This is a genomic window from Pseudaestuariivita atlantica (genome assembly GCF_001205715.1).
GTDB classification, from domain to species: Bacteria; Pseudomonadota; Alphaproteobacteria; order Rhodobacterales; family Rhodobacteraceae; genus Pseudaestuariivita; species Pseudaestuariivita atlantica.
The window spans coordinates 279,609-299,790 of sequence record NZ_AQQZ01000001.1 but is presented as its reverse complement, the minus strand read 5'-3'; the positions used below and the strand labels follow the sequence as shown (position 1 = coordinate 299,790).

Annotated in this window: 25 protein-coding genes and 3 tRNA genes; 14 read left to right on the top strand and 14 right to left on the bottom strand. The window is 65.6% G+C overall.

Features of this window, described 5'->3' with window-relative positions; all coding sequences use genetic code 11:
* Positions 1-19: 19 nt before the first annotated feature.
* Positions 20-1,288: a polyhydroxyalkanoate depolymerase gene (gene phaZ / locus ATO11_RS01490; protein ID WP_050529049.1), complete on the top strand. Its 1,269-nt coding sequence runs from the start codon at positions 20-22 to the stop codon at positions 1,286-1,288.
* A gap of 81 nt (positions 1,289-1,369) precedes the next feature.
* On the opposite strand, the gene ATO11_RS01485 is transcribed toward phaZ, so the two are convergent.
* From ATO11_RS01485 to ATO11_RS01470, 4 genes are all read right to left on the bottom strand, one after another.
* Positions 1,370-2,347, bottom strand: coding sequence for a Gfo/Idh/MocA family protein (locus tag ATO11_RS01485; RefSeq protein WP_050529048.1), 978 nt, complete (start codon positions 2,345-2,347; stop codon positions 1,370-1,372).
* 28 nt (positions 2,348-2,375) lie between these two features.
* Positions 2,376-2,996: a class I SAM-dependent methyltransferase gene (locus tag ATO11_RS01480; RefSeq protein WP_110553504.1), complete on the bottom strand. Its 621-nt coding sequence runs from the start codon at positions 2,994-2,996 to the stop codon at positions 2,376-2,378.
* Between the two features lie 73 nt (positions 2,997-3,069).
* Complete coding sequence (gene rpoH / locus ATO11_RS01475) at positions 3,070-3,972, bottom strand: RNA polymerase sigma factor RpoH (protein WP_050529047.1); 903 nt, start codon at positions 3,970-3,972, stop codon at positions 3,070-3,072.
* 177 nt (positions 3,973-4,149) lie between these two features.
* On the bottom strand, positions 4,150-5,154 hold the full coding sequence (locus ATO11_RS01470; RefSeq protein WP_050529046.1) for an RluA family pseudouridine synthase: 1,005 nt from the start codon (positions 5,152-5,154) through the stop codon (positions 4,150-4,152).
* Between ATO11_RS01470 and ATO11_RS01465 the strand changes: the two genes are divergently transcribed.
* Complete coding sequence (locus tag ATO11_RS01465) at positions 5,138-5,440, top strand: DUF6476 family protein (protein ID WP_242601325.1); 303 nt, start codon at positions 5,138-5,140, stop codon at positions 5,438-5,440. The genes ATO11_RS01470 and ATO11_RS01465 overlap by 17 nt on opposite strands.
* Before the next feature lie 6 nt (positions 5,441-5,446).
* Here ATO11_RS01465 and ATO11_RS01460 read toward each other — a convergent pair.
* Positions 5,447-5,523, bottom strand: a tRNA-His gene (locus ATO11_RS01460).
* A gap of 41 nt (positions 5,524-5,564) precedes the next feature.
* Positions 5,565-6,047, bottom strand: coding sequence for a GNAT family N-acetyltransferase (locus ATO11_RS01455; RefSeq protein ID WP_050529045.1), 483 nt, complete (start codon positions 6,045-6,047; stop codon positions 5,565-5,567).
* Positions 6,048-6,127: 80 nt separating this feature from the next.
* On the opposite strand from ATO11_RS01455, the gene ATO11_RS01450 reads away from it, so the two are divergent.
* Positions 6,128-6,313 carry a DUF6324 family protein gene (locus tag ATO11_RS01450; protein WP_050529044.1) on the top strand — a complete coding sequence of 62 codons (186 nt, stop codon included), beginning with the start codon at positions 6,128-6,130 and terminating at the stop codon, positions 6,311-6,313.
* A 6-nt stretch (positions 6,314-6,319) separates the two neighbouring features.
* Here ATO11_RS01450 and ATO11_RS01445 read toward each other — a convergent pair whose 3' ends face one another.
* Positions 6,320-6,775, bottom strand: a complete 456-nt coding sequence (locus ATO11_RS01445) for an MmcB family DNA repair protein (RefSeq protein WP_110553502.1) — start codon at positions 6,773-6,775, stop codon at positions 6,320-6,322.
* Between the two features lie 108 nt (positions 6,776-6,883).
* Between ATO11_RS01445 and ATO11_RS01440 the strand changes: the two genes are divergently transcribed.
* Positions 6,884-7,195 carry an ArsR/SmtB family transcription factor gene (locus ATO11_RS01440; protein WP_050529043.1) on the top strand — a complete coding sequence of 104 codons (312 nt, stop codon included), beginning with the start codon at positions 6,884-6,886 and terminating at the stop codon, positions 7,193-7,195.
* A complete protein-coding gene (locus ATO11_RS01435) occupies positions 7,192-7,599 on the top strand; it encodes an SRPBCC family protein (RefSeq protein WP_050529042.1) in 408 nt (135 codons plus the stop codon). The genes ATO11_RS01440 and ATO11_RS01435 overlap by 4 nt, the downstream gene beginning before the upstream one ends.
* A 275-nt stretch (positions 7,600-7,874) precedes the next feature.
* On the opposite strand, the gene ATO11_RS22005 is transcribed toward ATO11_RS01435, so the two are convergent.
* Entirely contained in the window at positions 7,875-8,012 is a 138-nt protein-coding gene (locus ATO11_RS22005) for a hypothetical protein (RefSeq protein WP_165586911.1), read from the bottom strand.
* Positions 8,013-8,171: 159 nt separating this feature from the next.
* Between ATO11_RS22005 and ATO11_RS01430 the strand changes: the two genes are divergently transcribed.
* Positions 8,172-9,449 carry an AAA family ATPase gene (locus ATO11_RS01430; protein ID WP_242601324.1) on the top strand — a complete coding sequence of 426 codons (1,278 nt, stop codon included), beginning with the start codon at positions 8,172-8,174 and terminating at the stop codon, positions 9,447-9,449.
* Positions 9,446-10,231: a COG3904 family protein gene (locus ATO11_RS01425; protein ID WP_050529040.1), complete on the top strand. Its 786-nt coding sequence runs from the start codon at positions 9,446-9,448 to the stop codon at positions 10,229-10,231. The genes ATO11_RS01430 and ATO11_RS01425 overlap by 4 nt, the downstream gene beginning before the upstream one ends.
* Positions 10,232-10,352: 121 nt before the next feature.
* On the opposite strand, the gene nusB is transcribed toward ATO11_RS01425, so the two are convergent.
* From nusB to ATO11_RS01405, 4 genes are all read right to left on the bottom strand, one after another.
* Positions 10,353-10,829, bottom strand: coding sequence for a transcription antitermination factor NusB (gene nusB / locus ATO11_RS01420; RefSeq protein WP_050529039.1), 477 nt, complete (start codon positions 10,827-10,829; stop codon positions 10,353-10,355).
* Positions 10,826-11,362 carry a 6,7-dimethyl-8-ribityllumazine synthase gene (locus tag ATO11_RS01415; RefSeq protein ID WP_050529038.1) on the bottom strand — a complete coding sequence of 179 codons (537 nt, stop codon included), beginning with the start codon at positions 11,360-11,362 and terminating at the stop codon, positions 10,826-10,828. Before ATO11_RS01415 ends, nusB begins: the two co-directional genes overlap by 4 nt.
* Positions 11,362-12,486, bottom strand: coding sequence for a 3,4-dihydroxy-2-butanone-4-phosphate synthase (gene ribB, locus ATO11_RS01410; RefSeq protein WP_050529037.1), 1,125 nt, complete (start codon positions 12,484-12,486; stop codon positions 11,362-11,364). The genes ATO11_RS01415 and ribB overlap by 1 nt, the downstream gene beginning before the upstream one ends.
* Before the next feature lie 268 nt (positions 12,487-12,754).
* A complete protein-coding gene (locus tag ATO11_RS01405; RefSeq protein WP_050529399.1) occupies positions 12,755-13,090 on the bottom strand; it encodes a hypothetical protein in 336 nt (111 codons plus the stop codon).
* Positions 13,091-13,220: 130 nt separating this feature from the next.
* Between ATO11_RS01405 and ATO11_RS01400 the strand changes: the two genes are divergently transcribed.
* On the top strand, positions 13,221-14,174 hold the full coding sequence (locus ATO11_RS01400; protein WP_050529036.1) for a hypothetical protein: 954 nt from the start codon (positions 13,221-13,223) through the stop codon (positions 14,172-14,174).
* On the opposite strand, the gene ATO11_RS01395 is transcribed toward ATO11_RS01400, so the two are convergent.
* On the bottom strand, positions 14,153-14,920 hold the full coding sequence (locus tag ATO11_RS01395; RefSeq protein ID WP_050529035.1) for a TrmH family RNA methyltransferase: 768 nt from the start codon (positions 14,918-14,920) through the stop codon (positions 14,153-14,155). The genes ATO11_RS01400 and ATO11_RS01395 overlap by 22 nt on opposite strands.
* An 86-nt stretch (positions 14,921-15,006) precedes the next feature.
* Here ATO11_RS01395 and ATO11_RS22000 point away from each other — a divergent pair.
* The 6 genes from ATO11_RS22000 to ATO11_RS01370 all read left to right on the top strand — a co-directional run bounded on the left by ATO11_RS22000 (position 15,007) and on the right by ATO11_RS01370 (position 19,855).
* Positions 15,007-15,090, top strand: a tRNA-Tyr gene (locus tag ATO11_RS22000).
* A 491-nt stretch (positions 15,091-15,581) separates the two neighbouring features.
* A complete protein-coding gene (locus ATO11_RS01390; RefSeq protein WP_050529034.1) occupies positions 15,582-15,770 on the top strand; it encodes a hypothetical protein in 189 nt (62 codons plus the stop codon).
* A 134-nt stretch (positions 15,771-15,904) separates the two neighbouring features.
* A complete protein-coding gene (locus tag ATO11_RS01385) occupies positions 15,905-17,227 on the top strand; it encodes a rhamnan synthesis F family protein (protein WP_050529033.1) in 1,323 nt (440 codons plus the stop codon).
* Positions 17,224-18,573, top strand: a complete 1,350-nt coding sequence (locus tag ATO11_RS01380) for a sulfotransferase family protein (RefSeq protein WP_050529032.1) — start codon at positions 17,224-17,226, stop codon at positions 18,571-18,573. Before ATO11_RS01385 ends, ATO11_RS01380 begins: the two co-directional genes overlap by 4 nt.
* Positions 18,574-18,680: 107 nt before the next feature.
* Positions 18,681-18,754 (top strand) — tRNA-Gly (locus ATO11_RS01375).
* Between the two features lie 15 nt (positions 18,755-18,769).
* Positions 18,770-19,855, top strand: coding sequence for an AbrB family transcriptional regulator (locus ATO11_RS01370; RefSeq protein ID WP_050529031.1), 1,086 nt, complete (start codon positions 18,770-18,772; stop codon positions 19,853-19,855).
* A gap of 18 nt (positions 19,856-19,873) precedes the next feature.
* Here the strand turns inward: ATO11_RS01370 and ATO11_RS01365 are convergent, their stop codons facing one another.
* Positions 19,874-20,104, bottom strand: coding sequence for an acyl carrier protein (locus ATO11_RS01365; protein WP_050529030.1), 231 nt, complete (start codon positions 20,102-20,104; stop codon positions 19,874-19,876).
* Positions 20,105-20,182 lie beyond the last annotated feature (78 nt).

Here is a 20,182-nt window from a genome sequence, read left to right as displayed (position 1 = left end):
GCTGGAATGGAGGTTCCCGATGCGGTTCATGATACCATACGACATGATGGAGACGCTACGAAACACCAACCAGTGGTTGGGCGCGTCCGCCAAGACGCTTGGCGCCTATCCCGCCTTCGCCGCCCTGCCGAATCCCGCGCTCACTTGGCTCGCCGCATGGGGCGAAGTGACCGAACGCACCTTCGAACGCATGGTGACCAAGCCCGGCTGGGGCATCAAGTCGATGACCTGCGAGGACGGCAAGGACCACGTCGTCCAGAAAACCCACGTCCTTGAACGCCCCTTCGGCGACCTTTTGCATTTCGAGGTGCTGGGCCGCGCCCCGCGCCCGCGCAAGGTGCTGCTGGTCGCGCCGATGTCGGGCCATTACGCCACCCTCCTCCGTTCGACGGTCATTTCACTGCTGCCCGATTGCGAAGTCTACGTGACCGATTGGCACAATGCCCGCGACATCCCCGTCTCCGCCGGCAAGTTCGATGTGGAGGATTACACGCTCTACCTCGTCGACTTCATGAAACATCTCGGCCCCGACGTGCACGTGATCGCGATCTGCCAGCCCGCGCCGCTGGCGCTCGCCGCCACCGCCTACCTGGCCGAGGAAGACCCCAAGGCGCAGCCCTCTTCGCTGACCCTCATCGGTGGCCCGATCGACCCGAACGCCGCCCCGACCGAGGTGACGGATTTCGGCCGCACCGTGACCATGGGGATGCTGGAAGAGACGATGATCCAGCGCGTCGGCTTCAAGTACAAGGGCGTCGGGCGGCTGGTCTATCCGGGCCTTTTGCAACTGGCCTCGTTCATGTCGATGAACGCGGAACGCCACACCAACGCCTTCGTCAACCAGATCACCAACGTCGCCCGCGGCGAGGCATCCGATTTCGACAAGCACAATTCCTTCTACGACGAATACCTCGCCGTGATGGACATGCCCGCCGAATTCTACCTCTCCACGGTCGAACGTGTGTTCAAGGAGGCCGAGATCGCGGCGAACGCCTTCTCGGTCAACGGCAAACCGGTGGATATCGGCAAGATCACCAACGTCGCGGTCAAGACCGTGGAAGGCGCCAAGGACGACATCTCGGCGCCGGGCCAGTGCGTCGCCGCGCTCGACCTGCTGACCGGCCTGCCCGACGACAAGAAAGCCAGCCACGTCGAACCCGAGGCGGGCCATTACGGCATCTTCGCGGGCAAAAGCTGGCGCAACAACATCCGGCCGCTGGTGCTCGATTTCATCGACGCGAACAGCCGCAAGAAACCCCGCAAGGCCGCCAACAGGAACGCCGCCTGAGGCAAGGACCTTTTTCCTGCGAAAAAGGTCCGTTCCGCCCCGGCGCCACGCACATTCTTCGCACGAAGAATGTGCGTCCTCTCAGCCCCGCGCGCGCGCGAATACCATGTCGATCATCGCCTGCGTGCCCCGGCTGAATTCCAGCGGACAGGGATATTCCGCGCCCTCGCGCACCGACCGCCCGAACGCCTCGACCTGCTGGACGTAATGGTTGACCGCCGGGAACCGGGTGGTGACCACCTCGAAACCGGGGCGATGCAGATGCACCTCCGCCTGCCCGAAAACCTGCGGGTTGAAGGGGGCGGTCAGGCGCACGAACCCCTTGGATCCGTGGAACGTCATCTCCTGTCGCGCCGCCATCCGCATCGAGGTGACCGCGTGGTACTGGAACGAGGGGAACCGCGCGCAGACCCGCGCCCAGACATCCACGCCGTTCTCCCACGTGATCTCGGCATGGGTGATCTCTTCGGGCTCCTCACCGGTCACGAACCGGGCCGAGCCATAGGTGTAGACGCCGATATCCGGGATGCCGCCGCCGCCGGTATCGGCGCGGTTGCGGATATTGCCGGTGTCAGTGCGGTTGTCATAGGAAAACACGCCGTCGACCTGCACCAGCTCGCCAATCTCCCCCGACCGGACGAGTGTGCGGGCGAGGTGCCATTGCGGGTGATGCACGATCATGTAGGCCTCTGCCGCGACCAGCCCCGTCGCGTCGCGCTTCGCGATCACCGCGTCGAACTGGTCGGCGCGCATCGCCAGCGGCTTTTCGCACAGCACATGCTTGCCCGCGTCCAGCGCCTTCAGCGTCCAGTCGACATGCAGGTGGTTGGGCAGCGGGATGTAGACGGCATCGATCGAGGCATCGGCAAGCAGCGCGTCGTACCCGTCATGCACGTCGATCCCCGGCGCAAAGGCGCGGAAGGGCGCCGCCTTGTCCGGCGAGGACGTCGCCAGCGCCGCCAGGTCCGCCCCCTTAGCCGCGTGGATCGCGGGCCCCATGTGTTCGCGCGCGAATTTCGCCGCACCCAGGATGCCCCAGCGCACCGGTTTGTCCGTCATCTGTCTTCCCCCCTGCTGCCCCCGGCGCTCACGCGATCCGTTCCAGACAGAACGAGAAATGCGCGCCGCTTTCCAGCGTGACATGGCGATAGCGCCAGCCGCGGGTCACGCAGAACTCGTTCACCGCCTGCACCACCCCGTAAAAGGTCGGCTTGTCGGTGTTGCCGGTGCAGAAATCATGCCCCGCGATCAGCCCGCCCGGCGCCACGACCCGGTCGCAGATTTCAAGCTCGGCCTTCGTCGTGGGATAGGAATGATCGGTGTCGATATAGGCCCAGTCAAGGCTCGCATCGGCAAACTCGGGCAGCCGGTCCGTCGACAGGCCCGGATGCAGCACGACCTGCCCCGCCGCGATCTCGGACGCGAACCGTTTCTCGACCTGCGCCTGCGCGGGGCGGTAGCGGGTGGTGTGCCACGCATCGACAAGGTGCAGAACCTGCGGCGTGCAGCGTTCGAGGATCTGGGTCGAGAAATTGCCCTGCGCCACGCCAATCTCGGCCACGCGCGCGCCCTTGGGCATCACGTCCAGCAAGTGCAGCCGGTCCGGCAGCAAGGTGCCGCCCTGGGTGTGGGACAAATCCAGTTTCGCGCGGGGAAGGGCCTTGCGCCGCGCCCGTCGCCGGGTCGCGGCAGAAAGTCTTTTCAACATGAGAGTGTCACAGTCCTGAAGTCGCACAAGGGCTATGGCAGCCCTTGTGGACCTGTCAAGACGCGCGCGACGCTCAGGCGTCTTCGGTGATCGGAACGCCTTCGGCCTTGGCCAGTTCGCGCATCTTCTTCTGCAGCTTCTCGAAGGCGCGCACCTCGATCTGGCGGATCCGCTCGCGGCTGACGCCGTATTCCGACGACAGGTCTTCGAGCGTGATCGTCTGCTCGCTCAGCCGCCGCTTCACGAGGATGTCCTTCTCGCGGTCGTTCAGGACGTCCATCGCCTGCGCCAGCAATTCGCGGCGGAAATCCAGTTCGTCCTTGGCCTCGTAATCGGCGGCCTGGTCGGCGTCTTCGTCCTCCAGCCAGTCCTGCCACTGCATCGACCCTTCGCCGTCCGACCCGATTGTCGCGTTCAGCGAGGCATCACCGCCCGACAGGCGCCGGTTCATAGACACCACCTCGGCCTCAGTCACGCCCAGGTCGTTGGCGATCTTTTCGACATGTTCGGGCCGCAGATCGCCCTCTTCCAGCGCACCGATCCGGTTCTTGGCCTTGCGCAGGTTGAAAAACAGCTTCTTCTGGCCCGACGTCGTGCCCATCTTCACGAGGCTCCACGACCGCAGGATGTATTCCTGGATCGAGGCGCGGATCCACCACATGGCATAGGTCGCAAGGCGGAAGCCCTTCTCGGGGTCGAACCGCTTCACCGCCTGCATCAGGCCCACGTTGGCCTCGGAAATGACCTCGGCCTGCGGCAGCCCGTAACCGCGGTATCCCATCGCGATCTTGGCAGCCAGCCGCAGGTGCGACGTCACCATCTTGTGCGCCGCCTCGCTGTCCTGTTCCTCGACCCAGCGCTTGGCCAGCATGTATTCTTCCTCTGGTTCCAGCAGAGGGAACTTTCGGATTTCCTGCATGTACCGGTTCAGGCCGCTTTCGGGGCTCGGGGCCGGAAGATTGGCATAATTGCTCATGGTGTCCCTTTCAGGTCTCGCGCGTTACTAATGTAACAACGCTTAACATTCCATTTAAGACATGTTCTCCGGGTTTCAAGAACCCGTCTGCCTCGAATGTCTAACGTCAGTAAGGCCGTTTTCCGTCGCATCTACAACTCACGGACCCGTTATATCACGCACAGGTGAAGCTGTATTTCAAACTTCTGTGCGCAGGCGCGCAATAAGGAGGGCCATATCGGTGGGATCAGGCGCCGAGAAACGCAAGGATTCGCCGGTCACCGGGTGCACGAACCCCAGCTCCGCCGCGTGCAGCGCCTGCCGGTCGAACGCGCCCGCGCCCGCGCGCAGCTTGCGCCGCCCGCCATAAACCGGATCACCGACCAGCCCGTGGCCGACATGCGCCATATGGGCGCGGATCTGGTGGGTGCGCCCGGTTTCCAGCTGGCAGGCGATCAGCGCCGCTCCGTCGAACCGCTCCAGCACCCGCACCCGCGTCACCGCGTGGCGCCCGCCACCGCCGAAAACCACCGCCTGCTTCTGCCGGTCGGTCCGGTGCCGTTCCAGCCCGCTGGTGATCTTGATCACGCCGCCGGGTTCGACCGACACGCCGCGCGTGCCCACCAGCCGGGGATCGCCCACGTCGGGAACCCCGTGACAGACCGCGCGATAGACCCGGTGCGCGGTATGTGCGCTGAACTGCTCCGCCAGCCCGTGATGCGCCGCGTCCGATTTCGCCACGACCAAGAGCCCGCTTGTGTCCTTGTCGATCCGGTGCACGATGCCGGGGCGCTGCACGCCCCCCACCCCCGACAGATCCCCGCCAAAATGGTGCAACAGCGCGTTGACCAGCGTCCCCCCCGGCGTGCCGGGCGCGGGATGCACCACCATGCCGGCGGGCTTGTTCACCACGATCAGCGCGGCATCCTCGTGCACGATGTCGAGCGGGATGTCCTCGGCCACCATGTCGGTCTCGACCGCCTGCGGCACCGCGATCACCACCTCCGCGCCCTCGGCCACCTTGGCGCGCGGGTCGGTCACGACCGAGCCACCCACGCGCACCGCACCCTCGGCAATCAGCCGGGCAAGGCGCGAGCGTGACAACGCCGCCTCCTCTGGCACATCGCGGGCCAGCGCCTTATCAAGGCGGGGCGGCGGATCAGCCGCGATGCAGAACGAGACTTCCGTGACCGACGACGACATCCCTCAGCCCATCGACCCTGCGCTGGTGCGATACCTCAAGGTACTGGTGACCGCGCTCACGGCGGTAATGATCCTTGGCCTCGTCGCCATCGTCACGCTCCTTGTCGTCCGGCTGGGTTCGGCACCCGCGCCCGCCCTGCCCGACCAGATCACCCTGCCCGAGGGCCTCACGCCCCTCGCCGTCACTTATGGCCCCGACTGGTACGCCATCGCGACGGCGACGCAAATCCTGATCTACACGCCCGACGGAACATTGCGCCAGACCATCGACATCCAGACCGATTGAAGGGGGTGGTACCACCTCCCCGGCTCGAACGGGGGACCTCCTGATCCACAATCAGGCGCTCTAACCAACTGAGCTAAGGCGGCACTTGGGGCTCAGATATCCCTCGCGCCCAGCGATTGCAACCCTATCGGAAATCGATTTCCCACGTTTGCTCGGTCAGATCGACACCGAAAGAGCGCACCGGTTCGGACCGCAGACAGCGCCAACCGGCCCGCTGATAAAGCGCACAGGCGGCGCGGTGTTCGGCATGGGTCCACAGCACCATCCCGCGATATCCGCGGGCCTGCGCGAACCCCATGCACGCCTCCAGCAGCCGCGCGCCCAGCCTCTGCCCGCGCGCGACGGGATCGACCAGGAACAGCCGCAGCTTGGCCCGCCCGTCCCCCGCATCGACGCAAAAGATCGACCCGACAGACCGGCCTTCGACCTCCGCCACCCAACCCGTCTCGCGGGCAGGATCATGGCCCGCCTCGAACGCGGCGAGGATGTCGTTCACAAGCGGCGCAAAGGTGTCGTCGAACCCCTCGTCCCGCGCGTAAAGCCGGCCGTGCGCGGCCACCAGCCACGCCCGGTCCGCCGGGACATATTCGCGCAATACCGCATCCATCGCCCAACCGTCGCAACCGCCCGCTTGCAGCGCAAGCCAGTTTCGCGCTACCTGCAGCGCGGCAATAGTCGGAGTGCGACATGGGCATCAACACCGAACGCGAGATCGAAGCGAACCTGCAGATCGGCCCCACCGATCAGGGCATGGTGCGGCTGTTCGTCTATTCCGACAAGCTCGAGATCCCGATGGATTTCGAACCCGACGAGGCGCGCGAGATCGCCGAGGAAATGCTCGCCGCCGCCAAGGCCGCCGAGCAGACCAAGTAACGCCGCCTAGCCCACTTCCGTCTGCACACCGGGATCGCGCGCCGCCATCAGCCGCCGCGCCGCATGGGTCGCGAACCGACGGGTAACCGCCTTGCGCCGCGCCGCCGCCAGCTTTTCCTCGGGCGCCATGCGCAGCACTTCCGCGTCATAAGCATCGCCGATGATCAGCCCCGTGCCTTCCGGCAGCAGGTCGGTCGGGAACGCCTCGTCCACCGCCCAGAAGTACCTGTCACACCATTCGAGGTAACCCTGCCACTTGCCATCGGCCATGAAATCGGCGCGCGATGACTTGCACTCCACCACCCAGATCTCGCCCTTCGGCCCCATCGCCATCACGTCCACGCGCTTGCCGCGCTCGGGCGTGAACTCCTCGATACAGACCATCCCCAGCGATGCGAGGTGGCGCACCACGCCCCGCGCCAGTAACTGGCCGGGCTGGAGGGAAGGCATCAGGTCATCCATCCCCTAAGAATGAACAAAAAGTGAACGTCTGACAAGAGGCTTGACGTGATACCAATCGGTATCCTATCTAATGCAATACCAAACGGTATCTCTTTATCCGGAGGCTCCATGACCCAGCCCACCTTCCGGGCGCTGGCCGATCCCACGCGGCGTGACATCCTGCAGATGCTTGCCACGGGTGACATGACCATCGCCCAGATCACCGACCGCTTCGACATGACCCGCGCGGCGGTCAAGAAACACCTCACCGTCCTGTCCGACGGCGGCCTCATCACGACCGAGGTGCGCGGACGCGAACGCATCAACCGGCTTGATCCCGCAGGGTTCGCCCCGGTGCGCGACTGGCTCACCTTCTTCGACCGCTTCTGGGACGACCGCCTCACCGCCCTCACCGACGCCATCGAAAAGGACCAGCCATGACCGGCATCACCATTTCCAAGTCCGTGTACCTGCCCACCGACCCCGCCACCGTCTGGGGCTACCTGACCGGGGCGGAAAAGCTTGGCCGCTGGTTCCACCCCGCCAAGGCCGACCTGTCGGATGGGGCGGATTTCACGCTGGTCTCCGCCAAGGACGGCGACCGCATGTGCTGGGGCCGCGTCACGGGCATGGACGCACCAACCCGCATGACATGGGATTTCACCGTCGGCCCATTGGGCGGCCACATGACGCAAGTCACATGGGACCTCGCCCCCGCCCCCGGTGGCACCCGCCTCACGCTCACCCATACCGGCCTGCCCGACACCGCCGACGCCTATGGCCTCGTCCTCGCCCTCGACAAGGGCTGGCACGGCTTCCTCGGCAACCTGCACGACATGACCTGACGCCGCACCCCTTGCGCGGGACCACCCAGCGCCCTATCTCTCGCCGAGGCGGGTTCTGCCCTTCTCGATATCGGTAGCATTCCGGTGGCCTTAAGCAATTCCGAGGGAGCTGGCTCTGTCCGAGCCCTGGTTCGGTTACCTGGCGCCCACCTGTATATACAGGTCCTCGGGAATGAGATTACCCATCGGTTGGTGCGGTCCCGCCGCCTTCGCACCCCCTTAAAACGACAAAACCCCGACGGATGCCGGGGTTTCGAACCAAAACAGGGGCGTGATCAGATCTTGCGCTTCGGCTTTTCGGCCTTCACCGGGATCGGCACGTAATCCCGCGCGCCTTCGGGCTCGACAAGGCCATCAAGCCAGTCGCGCAGCGCCTTCAAAGCGTCCGAAAGTCGGGATGTGAGTATCAGCATCTTCCCCTCCGTGTGCACAATACAAGTTACGCGAACCTCGCGCGGTTTCAAGCGCCTCGGGCGCTATCTCGCCATTTTTCTGTCAAAATTCGGTGAACCGCTTGCGCATTGCGCGATTATCCGCCGCTATGACCCGGCATTTTCACGCAGGAGCACATGATGCCCGACCCCACGCCTTCCGGCTACGAACTGCGCCAGGCGCGCGAGATCGCGCACCACCTGGGCTGGCTCGACACGATAACCGGCACCGCGCTTGGCGTTCTGGCCTGCGCTTCGGGCATCTACACCTATCTCGGCGTCTCCTCGCTGCTTGACGGCACCGGCGCGCTCAGCTTCCTCGCCGCCGCCGCCTATTCCATCGCCGTATCCGTGGGCATCTTCGTCTTCTGGTCCTACATGCTCCGCCTGTTTCCCGCGATCCGCACCGCGGGACGCCGGGCGCAACTGTTCGTCGCGATGTGCCTCGGATCGGCGGCCATCGTGGCGATGTCGTCATGGCTGAACGCCGCCGCGCTTGCCGGATCGGCTGCCGTCGAACAACACCTCGCCCGCACCGTGCAGGATTACCAGACGGCGCTGGAACAGGCGAACCTGATCGCGGTATCGGGCCAGTCGCTCGAACGCGATGTCGCGCGGATGCGCACCACGCTCGAGGACCTCAGCGAACAGGAGGCCGCGGGCGATCTCTCGGGCCTCGCCGGGCGCGGCGCCGTCTTCCGCATCCTCCGCCAGAAAAGCGCCGAGCTTCAGGGGCTCGAGGCCCAGATCGCCGCGCAATCCCCCCGCGTCGCCGCCGCCTTCGACGAAGGCAACGCCATCCTGTCCCGGATGCGCGCGCTTACCGTCGAACAGGGCGCGGTCGAGGCCCGTTCGATCCTCTTCTCCGAAGAAGCCGTGCGCCTCGCCGGCCTCATCGCCAAGCTGCGCCAGCTGTCGGTCGCCCCCCTCGTCGAACGCGCCGCGCAAGACCTCGCGGCGGTGGTCGTCGTGCCCGACCTCGACGCCCGCGCCGACGTCGCCACGGGCCAGCAGGCCACGATCGACGCTGTCCTCGCCGCCATGGCCCAGCGCGCCGAAACCCTGTCGCTCGCTGCGCAAGCCGTCATGGCGCTCCCCGCCCCGGCAGAGACGACCTACACTCCCATCTCCACCGCCGACGCGGTCATCCGCTATGCCGGGGACTTCGTGCCATCCTGGGCGGGCGCCATCGCCATCGACCTCCTGCCCGGCGTGCTCGTCCTCATAATCGCCGTCGCCCACGCCGCCATGCGCGCGTCCGAGGCCCGCGTGCCCATCGAGGACACGCTCACCCTGTCGGAACTCCGCGCCGCCGTGACCGCCCTGCGGGAGGTGGAACGCGCCTCGCATCCCGCCCCGCAAACCTCCGAACCGCCCGCCCCCGTGCCCCTCAACCCCGACAAGCGGAGCGGCGCATGACTGACGCCACCGCCCCCGATCCGCTGCCCGACACGCAAAGGCGCGGCCCCGGCTATATGCTGCGGGTGATCCTGCTTCTGCAGGTGGCGATCGGCCTCGTGATCCTCACGGTCGACATCGCCCCCACCCTGCCGCGCCTCCTGCAACCCTCGCAGGCCCCGAATCTCACCCAGCCTGTGCTGCCAGGTGACCAGACCCGCCGCTACCGCACCGACTGGGAGCCGCAACCGGGCCGCCCCGCCTCGCCCCTGCAAACGCCGGGTGACATGCCCTCGCAACTCCTCTTCACCCCCGGCGCGGACAACACGATGACGCTGACCGGCACGATCCGCGACGGCGACGCCCCCCGCTTCCGCGCGGCGCTCGACGCCGCCCCCGCAACGCAATCCATCCGCCTCCACTCACCGGGAGGCTCGGTCCCCGACGCGCTCGCCATCGGCCGCATGATCCGCGGCTCAAACCTCGCCACGGTGATGCAAGACGGCGACATCTGCCTCTCCGCCTGCCCCTACATCTTCGCCGCCGGCACCTCCCGCACCGCCGCCGACGACGCCGCCCTCGGCGTGCACCAGCACTATTTCGGCGAAAACACCGTCCTGCCCGCCTTCCTCGCCGTCTCCAACATCCAGCGCGGCCAGGGCAAGGTCATGGCCTACCTCGACACGATGGGAATCGACCCGCTCATCATGCAGCACGCCCTCGTTACTCCGCCGGATGAAATCTACCTGCTCCTGCCCGAGGAACGCACGCGCTACCGCCTCACCACCCCGTCACCGGACTGATCTTCTTCGGTTCGACAAATACCTCGGGGTCCGGGGCAGCGCCCCGGCATGGGGGTCTGGGGGGCTGGCCCCCCAGGTGGGAAAAGCACGCCCTCGGGCGTTCATTCCGGCAAGACGCGGCTCAAAAGGCGTCCGGCACCGCCTCGCGCGCCATGTGGTCAAGGACCGCGTTCACGAAACTCGGCTCCCGGCCCTCGGGGAAGAAGGCGCGCGCCACGTCCACGTATTCGGTGATCACCACCTTGGGCGGCGCGTCCTTAAGGCCGAACTCGGCCCCCGCCGCGCGGAAGAGCGCCCGCAGGGTCGGATCGATCCGCGCGATGGGCCACTTGGCCACCAGCGCCCGGTCCGTCATCTGGTCGATCGGCGCCTGGTAATTGACCGCCCGCTCGATCACCGCGCGGAACAGGTCCACGTCCCCGTCGATCCACTCTTCGCCATCGACCACCGCCCCGAACCGGTGGTCGAGGAATTCCCGCTTCACCCGGTCGACCGTGTGGTCCGACATCTCCATCTGGTACAGCGCCTGCACGGCGTAAAGCCGCGCGGCAGAGCGCATCTTGCGCTTCTGGTTGCCCGACAATTTCGGCTCGGTCATACCGTCGTGCCCCCGGTGGCAAGGATCGTGTCCTCGCCCAGCGGCTTGAAGCCGACTCCGCCCCGCGCCCCGCCGAACCGGCGGGTCAGCGCGATCAGGTGCAGCGCCGCTGCCGCAGCACCCCCGCCCTTGTTCTGCACGCCGGCGCGCACTTCGGCCTGCGCACGGGTCTCCACCGTCAGGATGCCGTTGCCGATGCACAGACCCTGCAGGCCCAGCAGCTGGATCGCGCGCGACGAGTCGTTGCACACGGTCTCGTAATGCGTCGTCTCGCCCCGGATCACGCAGCCCAGCGCCACGTAGCCGTCGAAATCGCCCAGCCGTTCGGCGATGCCGATGGCCGTGGGCACTTCCAGCGCTCCGGGCACCTCGACCACCTCGCTGGTGCCACCCGCGGCCTCCACCTCGGCCCGCGCGCCCGCGACGAGGTCGTCGGCGATGTCCTTGTAGTAAGGCGCCACCACGATCAGGATCTTCGGCCCCTCGTCAAAGGACGGACGGTCAAGCGTGTAATGCTGTTCGTTCGCGGCCATCAGCCCAGCTCCGATATCTTGCGCGTGCCCACGATCTCCAGCCCGTAGGCATCAAGACCCACCACCTTTGGCGCCGACGAATTGGTCAGCAGGACAAGGTCCGACAGGCCCAGCGACGACAGGATCTGCGCCCCCAGCCCGTATTGCTTCAGCGTGTGCGGCGACACGCCCGCCTCGGGTTGCAGCTTCATCGTGGTGTCGCGCAAGAGCACGATCACGCCCCGGCCCTCGGCCTCCACCGCCATCATGCAGTCGCGGAACTCGTCGGCGCGGCCCTTGGGGCCGATCCCCACCACGTCCAGCATCGGGTCCATCGCGTGCATCCGCACCAGCACCGGCTCAGAGGTCGAGATATCGCCCTTGATCAGCACGATATGCTCGGCACCCTGCGTTTCGTCGGTATAGATGCGCAGCGTCCATTCACCGCCGAACTCGCTGGTGATCGTCTCTTCGCGGCGCACGCCGACAAGGTTGTCGTGACGGCGGCGATAGGCGATCAGGTCGCTGATCGTGCCGATCTTCAGCCCGTGCAACTGCGCGAAGGACACCAGCTCCGGCAGGCGCGACATGCTGCCGTCCTCGTTCATGATCTCGCAGATCACGCCCGACGGGTTCAGCCCCGCAAGGCGCGAGATATCGACCGCCGCCTCGGTGTGACCGGCCCGAACCAGAACGCCGCCCTTCTTGGCGCGCAGCGGGAAGACGTGGCCGGGCGTGGCGATATCCGCCTCGGTCGAGGCGCTGTCGATCGCCACCGCCACCGTGCGCGCGCGGTCATGCGCGGAAATGCCCGTCGTCACGCCCTCGCGCGCCTCGATCGACACGGTGAACGCGGTTTCGTGACGCGAGGAATTGTTGGTGGACATCAACTCCAGCCCCAGCGCGTCCAGCCGCTCGGCCGTGAGCGACAAGCAGATCAGACCGCGCCCGTGCTTGGCCATGAAGTTGATCGCATCCGGCGTCGCCATCTGGGCGGGGATAACGAGGTCGCCCTCGTTCTCGCGGTCCTCGTGGTCGACAAGGATGAACATCCGCCCGTTGCGGGCATCCTCGATGATCTCCTCGACCGACGAGATCGCGTCGCGCCACGTTTCTTCGACCGGTCCGGGTTGTTCATAGCTCATGGGAGGTGTCCTTGCGCTCGTCCCGCGCCACTTAAGACATACCGGCCATGGTGACCAGCCCCGACGCTGCGGCGAAAACGGACAAAGCCGCGCATCGCGGGGCCGCGGTGCGGCGATCCATGATCGGTTCTAAAGCGCTTTATGCCTGCCAAACCCGCCCTGCGCGCGGGCGTTGCGCTGGCGTCAGCCAAATCGCCGTGCCGGGGGGGGCGGCCCGGCGATGCGCGGCGGCCTGCGGCCTTGATTCCGCGCAGGGCGCATCAGCGGCTCAGTCGAAAATATCCTCGATCGCGTCGAACGCCTCGTCGAGAAACCACGCCATCCCGCCCTTGCGCTTCTTCTTGCCCTTCGACTTGACCTTCTTCTTCCGCATCTGCCGCAGCTCGGCCTTGTCGTGCAGCGTGCTGAAGAACCCGCCCAAAGGCTGCGCCGCCTCTTCATGGGCGACCGCGCCCTTCGCCTTGGCGCTCGGCAGCATTTTGAGGTTGTGCAAGGGCGCCCCGCAGGCGGAACAGGCCAGTTCGTGCCGTTCACGCCCTTTCAGCACCAGCGCCGCGCGGGTTCCACAGTAACAACAGGTGGCGATCTTGGTGGGGTGCGGCATGGTCTCTCCCTTGGCGTTCCGGCCGATATTGCGACCGCACCCCAAGGTTTCAAGGCCGGGTTTGGTCCGACATGCAATCTATGGTAGTATCAAGCCATTGATTGACGACATTTCAGCACGGAGAATTGCCATGAAACAGATGACCCAAACCACCGGGCCGGGTGACGGCCTGCCGTTCCGGGTTTCGCTGGAAGCGGTGAACAAGGGCGTGGGGCTGGTCGCGCTCGGCCTGCCCTTCGTGCTGCTGGCGGTGACGTGGCTGGGCAATACCTGCCCCGACATCGATTCCATAAGCCACTATTATTACAGCCGTCTTGGCGGCGACATCCTCGTCGGATCGCTGTGCTTCATCGGCGTGCTGCTGCTGTTCTTCTACCGCGCGCCCGTCGCGGTGGACGGCTACCTCGGTCATCACCCGCGCGACATCTGGCTGGCACGCCTCGCCGGTCTCGCCGCGTTCGGCGTGGCACTGGTGCCGACGGCGGGGTCGGGTTGCGAGGATTTCGCGGGCAACACCGTGCGCCTGTTCCTGACCGGGGCGGCAGGCAAGGACGGGCTCGACCTGCCTGCCGCGCGCGAGATCATCCTGTCAGCCGATCCCGACAAGATCGCCGATCTGGTCGCCGCGCTGGAACCGGCGCGCGTCGGGTTCGATTTCTGGAGCACGCTGGGCATCTCGGGCGGGATGCTGACCTTCATCCATTACGGCAGCGCGCTGGTGATGTTCCTCGTGCTGGCCTATTTCGCCTATGTCGTCTTCCCGCGCCCCCAGACCGTCGCGGCGCAAGCCCGTGCGCACCAAGACGATCCTCGCAAACGCCGGCGCAACCTCCTCTACAAGACCTGCGGCATCCTGATCCTCGTCGCCATCGGCGCGCTGGGTGCCAAGTTCCTGTTCCTCGGCGAAGACAGCCCGGCGCTCGCCACGTGGAACCGCTATGACCTCACCTTCTGGTTCGAGGCGCTGGGGCTTGTCGCCTTCGGCGTCAGCTGGTCGATCAAAGGGCGCATCTTCGAGTTCCTGCGCGACACCGACGAACCGATGCAAAGCAGGAAGGGTTATCAGGTGTTCCGCACCGCATAAAGCGCCACCGCCGCGGCGTTCGACACGTTGAGCGACCCGAACGCGCCCGCGAACGGGATCTTCACCACTTTGTCCGCCACGTCCTTGGTGCGTTCGCGCAAACCCGGCCCCTCGGCCCCGAAAACCAGCGCGATGGGATGGTCGGCGACGGGTGCTGCCGCCTCTTCCAGCGTCTCGTCCGCCTCGCCGTCCAGCGCCAGCACGGTATAGCCCATCTCCTGCAGCGCCTTGATCGTCTCGGCGAGGTTGCGCTCCCGCAGGTAGGGCTGACGCTCCAGCGCGCCCGAGGCCGTCTTGGCCAGCGCGCCCGTCTCCGGCGCGGCATGGCGCAAGGTCCCGATCACCGCCCGCGCGCCGAACACCTCGGCCGAGCGCAGGATCGCACCCACGTTATGCGGATCGCTCACTCGGTCGAGCAGCACGACGCGGTCCGCCCCCACGGGCGCACAGACCTCGGCCAGCGGCCCCCAATCCAGCGCACGCACCTCCAGCGCGGCGCCCTGGTGCACCGATCCGGAATCCAGCGGCACCGGGAACTTCCGCGCATCGGCGATCTCGGGCTCGATGTCGCCCACGGCGTCCCCCAACCGGTCGAGCGCGTTTTTCGTCACCACCAGCCGCAGTTTCTCGCGCCGGGGATTGCGCAGCGCATCCCGCACCGCGTGCAGGCCGAACAGCCACAACGTCTCCGACGCCTCGGCACGGCGCGCCTTCTCTTTCTCGATGACCCACTTGGGTTTTTTCATGGCGCAGACCCCCGCGTTGCGTGCTCCTCAAAGCCCGATTTTGCGCCTTGACGCAACCCTGCCCCTTGGGTATCCCGCCCGGACGTGGGCGACAGGCCGCAAGGTGTGGCAGGGGACTGTAACTCCCTCGCGGAGACGCACGCTTGGTTCGATTCCAAGGTCGCCCACCACTTTCCCCCCGATCTGAACCCGGTGAAAACCCTCGCGATTCGCGTCGGGCACGTATCCCGCGCAACCCAAGGTCTTGAGGATTTTCCGGCCATTTTCGCAAAGCGTGTTCGAATTAAGATTTTTTAATTCAGGTAATCGTGAAAATTCCGTTAATGCGTGATATTTACGCAGTCCTAAATTGGCGCGTTACATCGCCGGAAAATCGTCGGCACGCGAATGAAATCGACAAAGCCAAATGTTTTTCGGGAACTTACAATTTACAACGGCTCAAATTCCGCCAATCACCCCGAATTCGCGACCACTCCCTGTTACAAAATAACGGTTGAAGACGCCGCGCATGCCGCCAGAAGCTTGAGGCACGGGGTCGATGCCCTGCCTGTAATCTGCCGGGGTTCCACGCCCTTGCGTTGCGCTAGCGCCCATGAACGGCGTTTGTTTTTATTGAGTATGTTCGGGTGACAGAAATTTGAGAAAGTCATAGGGGAACACAATGGCACATTCCGACGAAACCACTTTGCACATCGCACACGCCTGGTTTCTTGCATCTTCAGCCGAACCGATCGAGGCGGACGAGGAGCGCGACCTGTGGAATTCGAACCGCGAGGAATTCATGGGAAAAACCCGGAAATTCCTTTCGCTGCTTGACCGCAAGGGAATGTCCGTTTCCGAAACGGAATAATCCCAATCCCACATTTTCGGTAATCTACGCTTTACGGGAATGAAGCCTTGAACCGGCGTCGCGTCTGTCATCTTGACCATCTGTCAAACAGCACCCTTTCGGGATGGGCGGCCGACCTCGATTCCTCTAGGCCGGTGCAGCTTGAAATCCTGATCGACGGGACAAGCGTCGGCATGGTGCGTTGTTCCGAGTTCCGTCAGGACCTGAAGGACCGGGACATCAGCGACGGCTTTGCCGCCTTCAAGTTCGCCATCCCGCACGGGTACCGCGACGGGCGCGCGCACCGGATCGACCTGCGCCACCGGGGCGAGGACGGCGTCGTCGTGGGTGCGCCGCGCAAGGTCATCTTCGGCGCTGACGAACGGGCCCGCAAATGGGTGAAACGGTTCCGGTCCTACATCGTGCAGGGCGGGCCGACCAATGCACAGCGCGTGCGGCTGAACTCCGCCTTCCTTGGCGGTGCGCGGCACAAGGTGGCCGTGATGGTCGGCTATACCTCGGGGATCGATCCGGCCGCGTCGTCGAACCGGCTGATCGATGAATTGCGGGCCAACGGCTTTTTCGTCCTGCACGTCCATGCCAGCCCCGCCGCCGACACCGCCACCTCGTGGGAGATCACGTCCTCGGCGGATGCGTACTTCCTGAAACACAACGTCGGTTACGATTTCGGGTCGTGGCTGACCGGCCTCGCCATGGTTTGGAAGTTCCGCGAACAGATCGACGAATTGCTGTTCGTGAACGATTCCAACCTCGGCCCCGTGCATGCCCTGCGCCCGGCGCTGGCCCCGTCGCACCTGGACCGCCACGACATCTTCGGCCTGATCGACAATTTCGACACCGCCCACCACCTGCAATCCTATTTCGTGCGCTTCTCGCGCAAGGTCCTGCAAGGCAACTTCCTGCCCGCCTTCGCCGCGCAATACCCGATCACCGCCGACAAGTCGGAAATCGTGAAACACGGGGAAATCGGGCTGTCGCAGATGGCGCGGGATTTCGGCCTCGATGTCGGCTGCCTCGTCGATACCGACACGGTGCGCCGCACGTGGATCCGCAAGTACGACAGCTACCGCACCGACGCCATCCGCGCGGTCTGCGATACCGGGTTCTCGGCCATCGCCGAAGACACCTACAACCGGTTCGAGGAGATCAAGACCGCCACCGTGCGCGGCGTCGCTCTAAACCCCACGCATTACTACCGGCGCACCCTGTTCGAAGAATTCCAGTTCCCCTTCGTCAAGCGCGACCTCATTCTCCGGAACCCGGTGGACATCCCTGACTGGCACCTGATCCCGACCGTCCTGTCGGCGAAATCGCGCGAGTTCGGCAACTGGGTGTTCGAACTGGCCACCGACAATGCGGGCCTCGTCCCGCTGTCGGCCTCTCCCTTCGCCGCAATGGGCGACACGCCGGCGCGGATCGACGCACCACTCTCCGAGAACAAGAAAGGCCAGGTATGAACCAGCAAGTTGTTCAGAACGCACGGAAATTACAGCCGGCCTTCACGATCTACGGCACCCCCGACAGGGAGGTATTCACCCCCGTCATCCTCGGCACGCCCCGCGGCGGCACCTCGATGCTGTCGGGGCTGTGCCGGATCTTCGGGATCGACATGGGGGATACGCTCGATCAGGCCAACAACGAGGACCAGGATTTTCTTGTTCACGGTGGCGACCGCATCCTGCTGACCGGGGACAAACGCACACGGAAGCGAAAGGACGTCATCAACCGGATCGGCGAGGTGATCGACACCCGCAACGCGGCCAAGTCGACCTGGGGCTGGAAGGACCCGATGGCGGCCTTCTACATCGACGACGTGTTCCACAAACTGCGCAATCCCGCCATTCTCGCGGTCCTGCGCGATCCGGCCGCAGTGGGTATCCGCGAAATCCACGCGCGCGGCATTAATGAGAATGAGGACCTGCGCAAAATGCTGCAGGTGCAGAACGCGGTAGAACAGCACAACCGCATCCTCACCGTGATCGAACGATCGAAGGTGCCGACGTTCGTGTTGAGTTATGAACGCGCTCTCCGCCACCCGGAACCGGTCGTCGAGGGGCTCGCAGCCTTTCTCGGAATTGATCTCGAAAGCGCGCCCGACATCGCGGAAAAGGCCATACGCTTCATCGTGCCGGAACGGGACACCGCCAATATCTCCATGACCCCGCGACACGTAAGGCCCAACAACCAACCGGCCAAAGATATCGTCGATGATCCCGTCCTGCGCCGGGCGAAGGACGTCGTGGTCCGCGACGGACCGCTGCACGCACTCGATCCGCAATCGCTGAGCATCGAGGCGAAGGAAGCGGAGAAACGTCTCGTCGGGCAGGACCCCGACGGCTGTTTCGACCAGGCGCTGCGGATTTTCCACGGCATGGGCAAATCATTCCCCGTCCTGTCGCGGCACCCCTTCGCGCTGGAACGGCGCGAGGCCTGGGCCGATGCGGCGGACTGGCCAAGCGCCGTGGCGAAGCTTTGGTTCTTCTGCGGGCTCGCCAACCTTCAGGGCGGCGATCCGGAACTGTCCTTCCACTACCTCCGCGCCGTGCTGCACTATTTCGACAAGTTTCCCGCGAAATACGACCGGCGTGGCGCGGCGGTGCCCTATTGGGCGGCGCTCTATCATCTTGGCTTCGCGGGCGAGGTCATCGGGCGGCAGGACGAGGCCAAGAACGCCTATGTCCGCCTGTTGGCCGGCGTGCAGATGGGCCTCGGGGTAAAGCGTCTGGCCGCCGACCGCGAACCCGACGAGTTCCAGACCTACTCCGCCCGCGCGCAGGAGCGGCTCGACCGCATGGTGAAATAGCGCACCGCGCCCCCGGCTTGTACGCGGCGGCGGCTTGGGGTACATCCTGCGCGACCGGGCCCCCGTGCCCGAGACTGCGGATTTCCCCGGAAATCCCGCCTGGACCTGCGGGTATGGTGAAAAGGTATCACGCGAGCTTCCCAAGCTTAAGTTACGGGTTCGATTCCCGTTACCCGCTCCAGTCCAATCCGGCCTCGTGACGCATCTTTCGGTCCTTCTCGGCGCGTGCGGCATCGCCCTTGCGGGCGGTGCGGTGGCAAGCCTTCTGCCCGTGCCGCTGCCCTGGATGACCGGGGCGCTGGTTGCAACCGCGCTTCTGGCGCGGTTCGGGGCCACCACCCTGCCGCCAGACTTCAAGTTCCCGCAGGCCCTCCGGGACTGTGCCGTCGCGGCGATCGGGGTGACGATCGGCGCGCAGGTCACGCCTGAACTCCTGTCGCAACTCCCGTCGCTCGCCCTGACGACGGCGGCGCTTCTGCCGTTTGTCCTGCTGCTCCTGGCCGGGAATTACCTGATATTTCGGCGACTTGGAGACTACCCTCCGCCGCTGGCCTATTACGCGGGCGCACCCGGCGGGCTGATCGAGGCGATCACGCTGGGCGAGGCGGCGGGTGCGGACCCGCAGCGCCTGATCGCGCAGCAATTCCTGCGGCTCATCCTCGTCCTGATCGCGATCCCCGCGATCCTGTCGGTCTGGCTGGGCGTGCCCGTGGGCAGCGCGGCGGGCCTTGGCTTCGGCACAGGCACGGCGGCCACCCTGAGCGATCTCGCCGCCTTCGCCGTGCTGGCGGCGCTGGGGCTGTGGCTCAGGCGTGTCTTGAAAATCCCCGCCGGGCAGATCACCGGGCCGCTGCTGGTGAGCGCGCTTGCGGCGGTGACGATCCTGCCGGGGCTGACGACGGCGACGTGGCTTCTGAACCTCGCACAGGTGGGGGTCGGCGCGTCGCTGGGCCTGCAATTCCTCGGCATCGACGGACCTGCCCTGCGGCGGGCGGTGGGGCTGGCGGTGGTGTCCTGCACCTTCATGACCGCCGTGGGGATCACGCTGGCGCTGACGCTTGCGCCCCTGTCACCGCTCGACCCGCTGGCGCTGATCGCGGCCTATGCGCCGGGCGGCGTGACCGAGATGTCGCTGGTCGCGCTGACGCTCGGCGCGGCACCCGCCGCCGTGACCCTGCACCACCTGCTGCGGATCGTGCTGACGGTCCTGATCCTGCCGCCCCTCGCGCGGCGGCTGGGGATCACCGCAAACGACAAGGGCGACGCCGAAGCGTCGCCCTGAAAGCCGTCTGGAAGAGGCTTAGGCCTTTTCGATGAACGACACCGCGTCGCCGAAAGTCTGGATCGTTTCCGCCGCGTCGTCGGGGATCTCGATGCCGAACTCTTCCTCGAACGCCATCACCAGCTCGACCGTGTCGAGGCTGTCCGCGCCAAGATCGTCGATGAAGGATGCGCCTTCGGTCACTTTGTCCTCGTCGACACCCAGGTGCTCGACCACAATCTTCTTCACGCGTGCTGCGACGTCGCTCATCTGTTCTTCCTCGTTCCTTTGGGCGGTTGCGCCCGTTTTGTCTCGTACCCTCGGGCACGGTATAGGTCTGATCGGGCC

Coding starts and splice junctions, on each gene's coding strand:
- phaZ (WP_050529049.1), top strand. CDS start 20: ATGCGGTTCATGATACCATACGACATGATGGAGACGCTACGAAACACC.
- ATO11_RS01485 (WP_050529048.1), bottom strand. CDS start 2,347: ATGACGGACAAACCGGTGCGCTGGGGCATCCTGGGTGCGGCGAAATTC.
- ATO11_RS01480 (WP_110553504.1), bottom strand. CDS start 2,996: ATGTTGAAAAGACTTTCTGCCGCGACCCGGCGACGGGCGCGGCGCAAG.
- rpoH (WP_050529047.1), bottom strand. CDS start 3,972: ATGAGCAATTATGCCAATCTTCCGGCCCCGAGCCCCGAAAGCGGCCTG.
- ATO11_RS01470 (WP_050529046.1), bottom strand. CDS start 5,154: ATGTCGTCGTCGGTCACGGAAGTCTCGTTCTGCATCGCGGCTGATCCG.
- ATO11_RS01455 (WP_050529045.1), bottom strand. CDS start 6,047: ATGGATGCGGTATTGCGCGAATATGTCCCGGCGGACCGGGCGTGGCTG.
- ATO11_RS01450 (WP_050529044.1), top strand. CDS start 6,128: ATGGGCATCAACACCGAACGCGAGATCGAAGCGAACCTGCAGATCGGC.
- ATO11_RS01445 (WP_110553502.1), bottom strand. CDS start 6,775: ATGGATGACCTGATGCCTTCCCTCCAGCCCGGCCAGTTACTGGCGCGG.
- ATO11_RS01440 (WP_050529043.1), top strand. CDS start 6,884: ATGACCCAGCCCACCTTCCGGGCGCTGGCCGATCCCACGCGGCGTGAC.
- ATO11_RS01435 (WP_050529042.1), top strand. CDS start 7,192: ATGACCGGCATCACCATTTCCAAGTCCGTGTACCTGCCCACCGACCCC.
- ATO11_RS22005 (WP_165586911.1), bottom strand. CDS start 8,012: ATGCTGATACTCACATCCCGACTTTCGGACGCTTTGAAGGCGCTGCGC.
- ATO11_RS01430 (WP_242601324.1), top strand. CDS start 8,172: ATGCCCGACCCCACGCCTTCCGGCTACGAACTGCGCCAGGCGCGCGAG.
- ATO11_RS01425 (WP_050529040.1), top strand. CDS start 9,446: ATGACTGACGCCACCGCCCCCGATCCGCTGCCCGACACGCAAAGGCGC.
- nusB (WP_050529039.1), bottom strand. CDS start 10,829: ATGACCGAGCCGAAATTGTCGGGCAACCAGAAGCGCAAGATGCGCTCT.
- ATO11_RS01415 (WP_050529038.1), bottom strand. CDS start 11,362: ATGGCCGCGAACGAACAGCATTACACGCTTGACCGTCCGTCCTTTGAC.
- ribB (WP_050529037.1), bottom strand. CDS start 12,486: ATGAGCTATGAACAACCCGGACCGGTCGAAGAAACGTGGCGCGACGCG.
- ATO11_RS01405 (WP_050529399.1), bottom strand. CDS start 13,090: ATGCCGCACCCCACCAAGATCGCCACCTGTTGTTACTGTGGAACCCGC.
- ATO11_RS01400 (WP_050529036.1), top strand. CDS start 13,221: ATGAAACAGATGACCCAAACCACCGGGCCGGGTGACGGCCTGCCGTTC.
- ATO11_RS01395 (WP_050529035.1), bottom strand. CDS start 14,920: ATGAAAAAACCCAAGTGGGTCATCGAGAAAGAGAAGGCGCGCCGTGCC.
- ATO11_RS01390 (WP_050529034.1), top strand. CDS start 15,582: ATGGCACATTCCGACGAAACCACTTTGCACATCGCACACGCCTGGTTT.
- ATO11_RS01380 (WP_050529032.1), top strand. CDS start 17,224: ATGAACCAGCAAGTTGTTCAGAACGCACGGAAATTACAGCCGGCCTTC.
- ATO11_RS01365 (WP_050529030.1), bottom strand. CDS start 20,104: ATGAGCGACGTCGCAGCACGCGTGAAGAAGATTGTGGTCGAGCACCTG.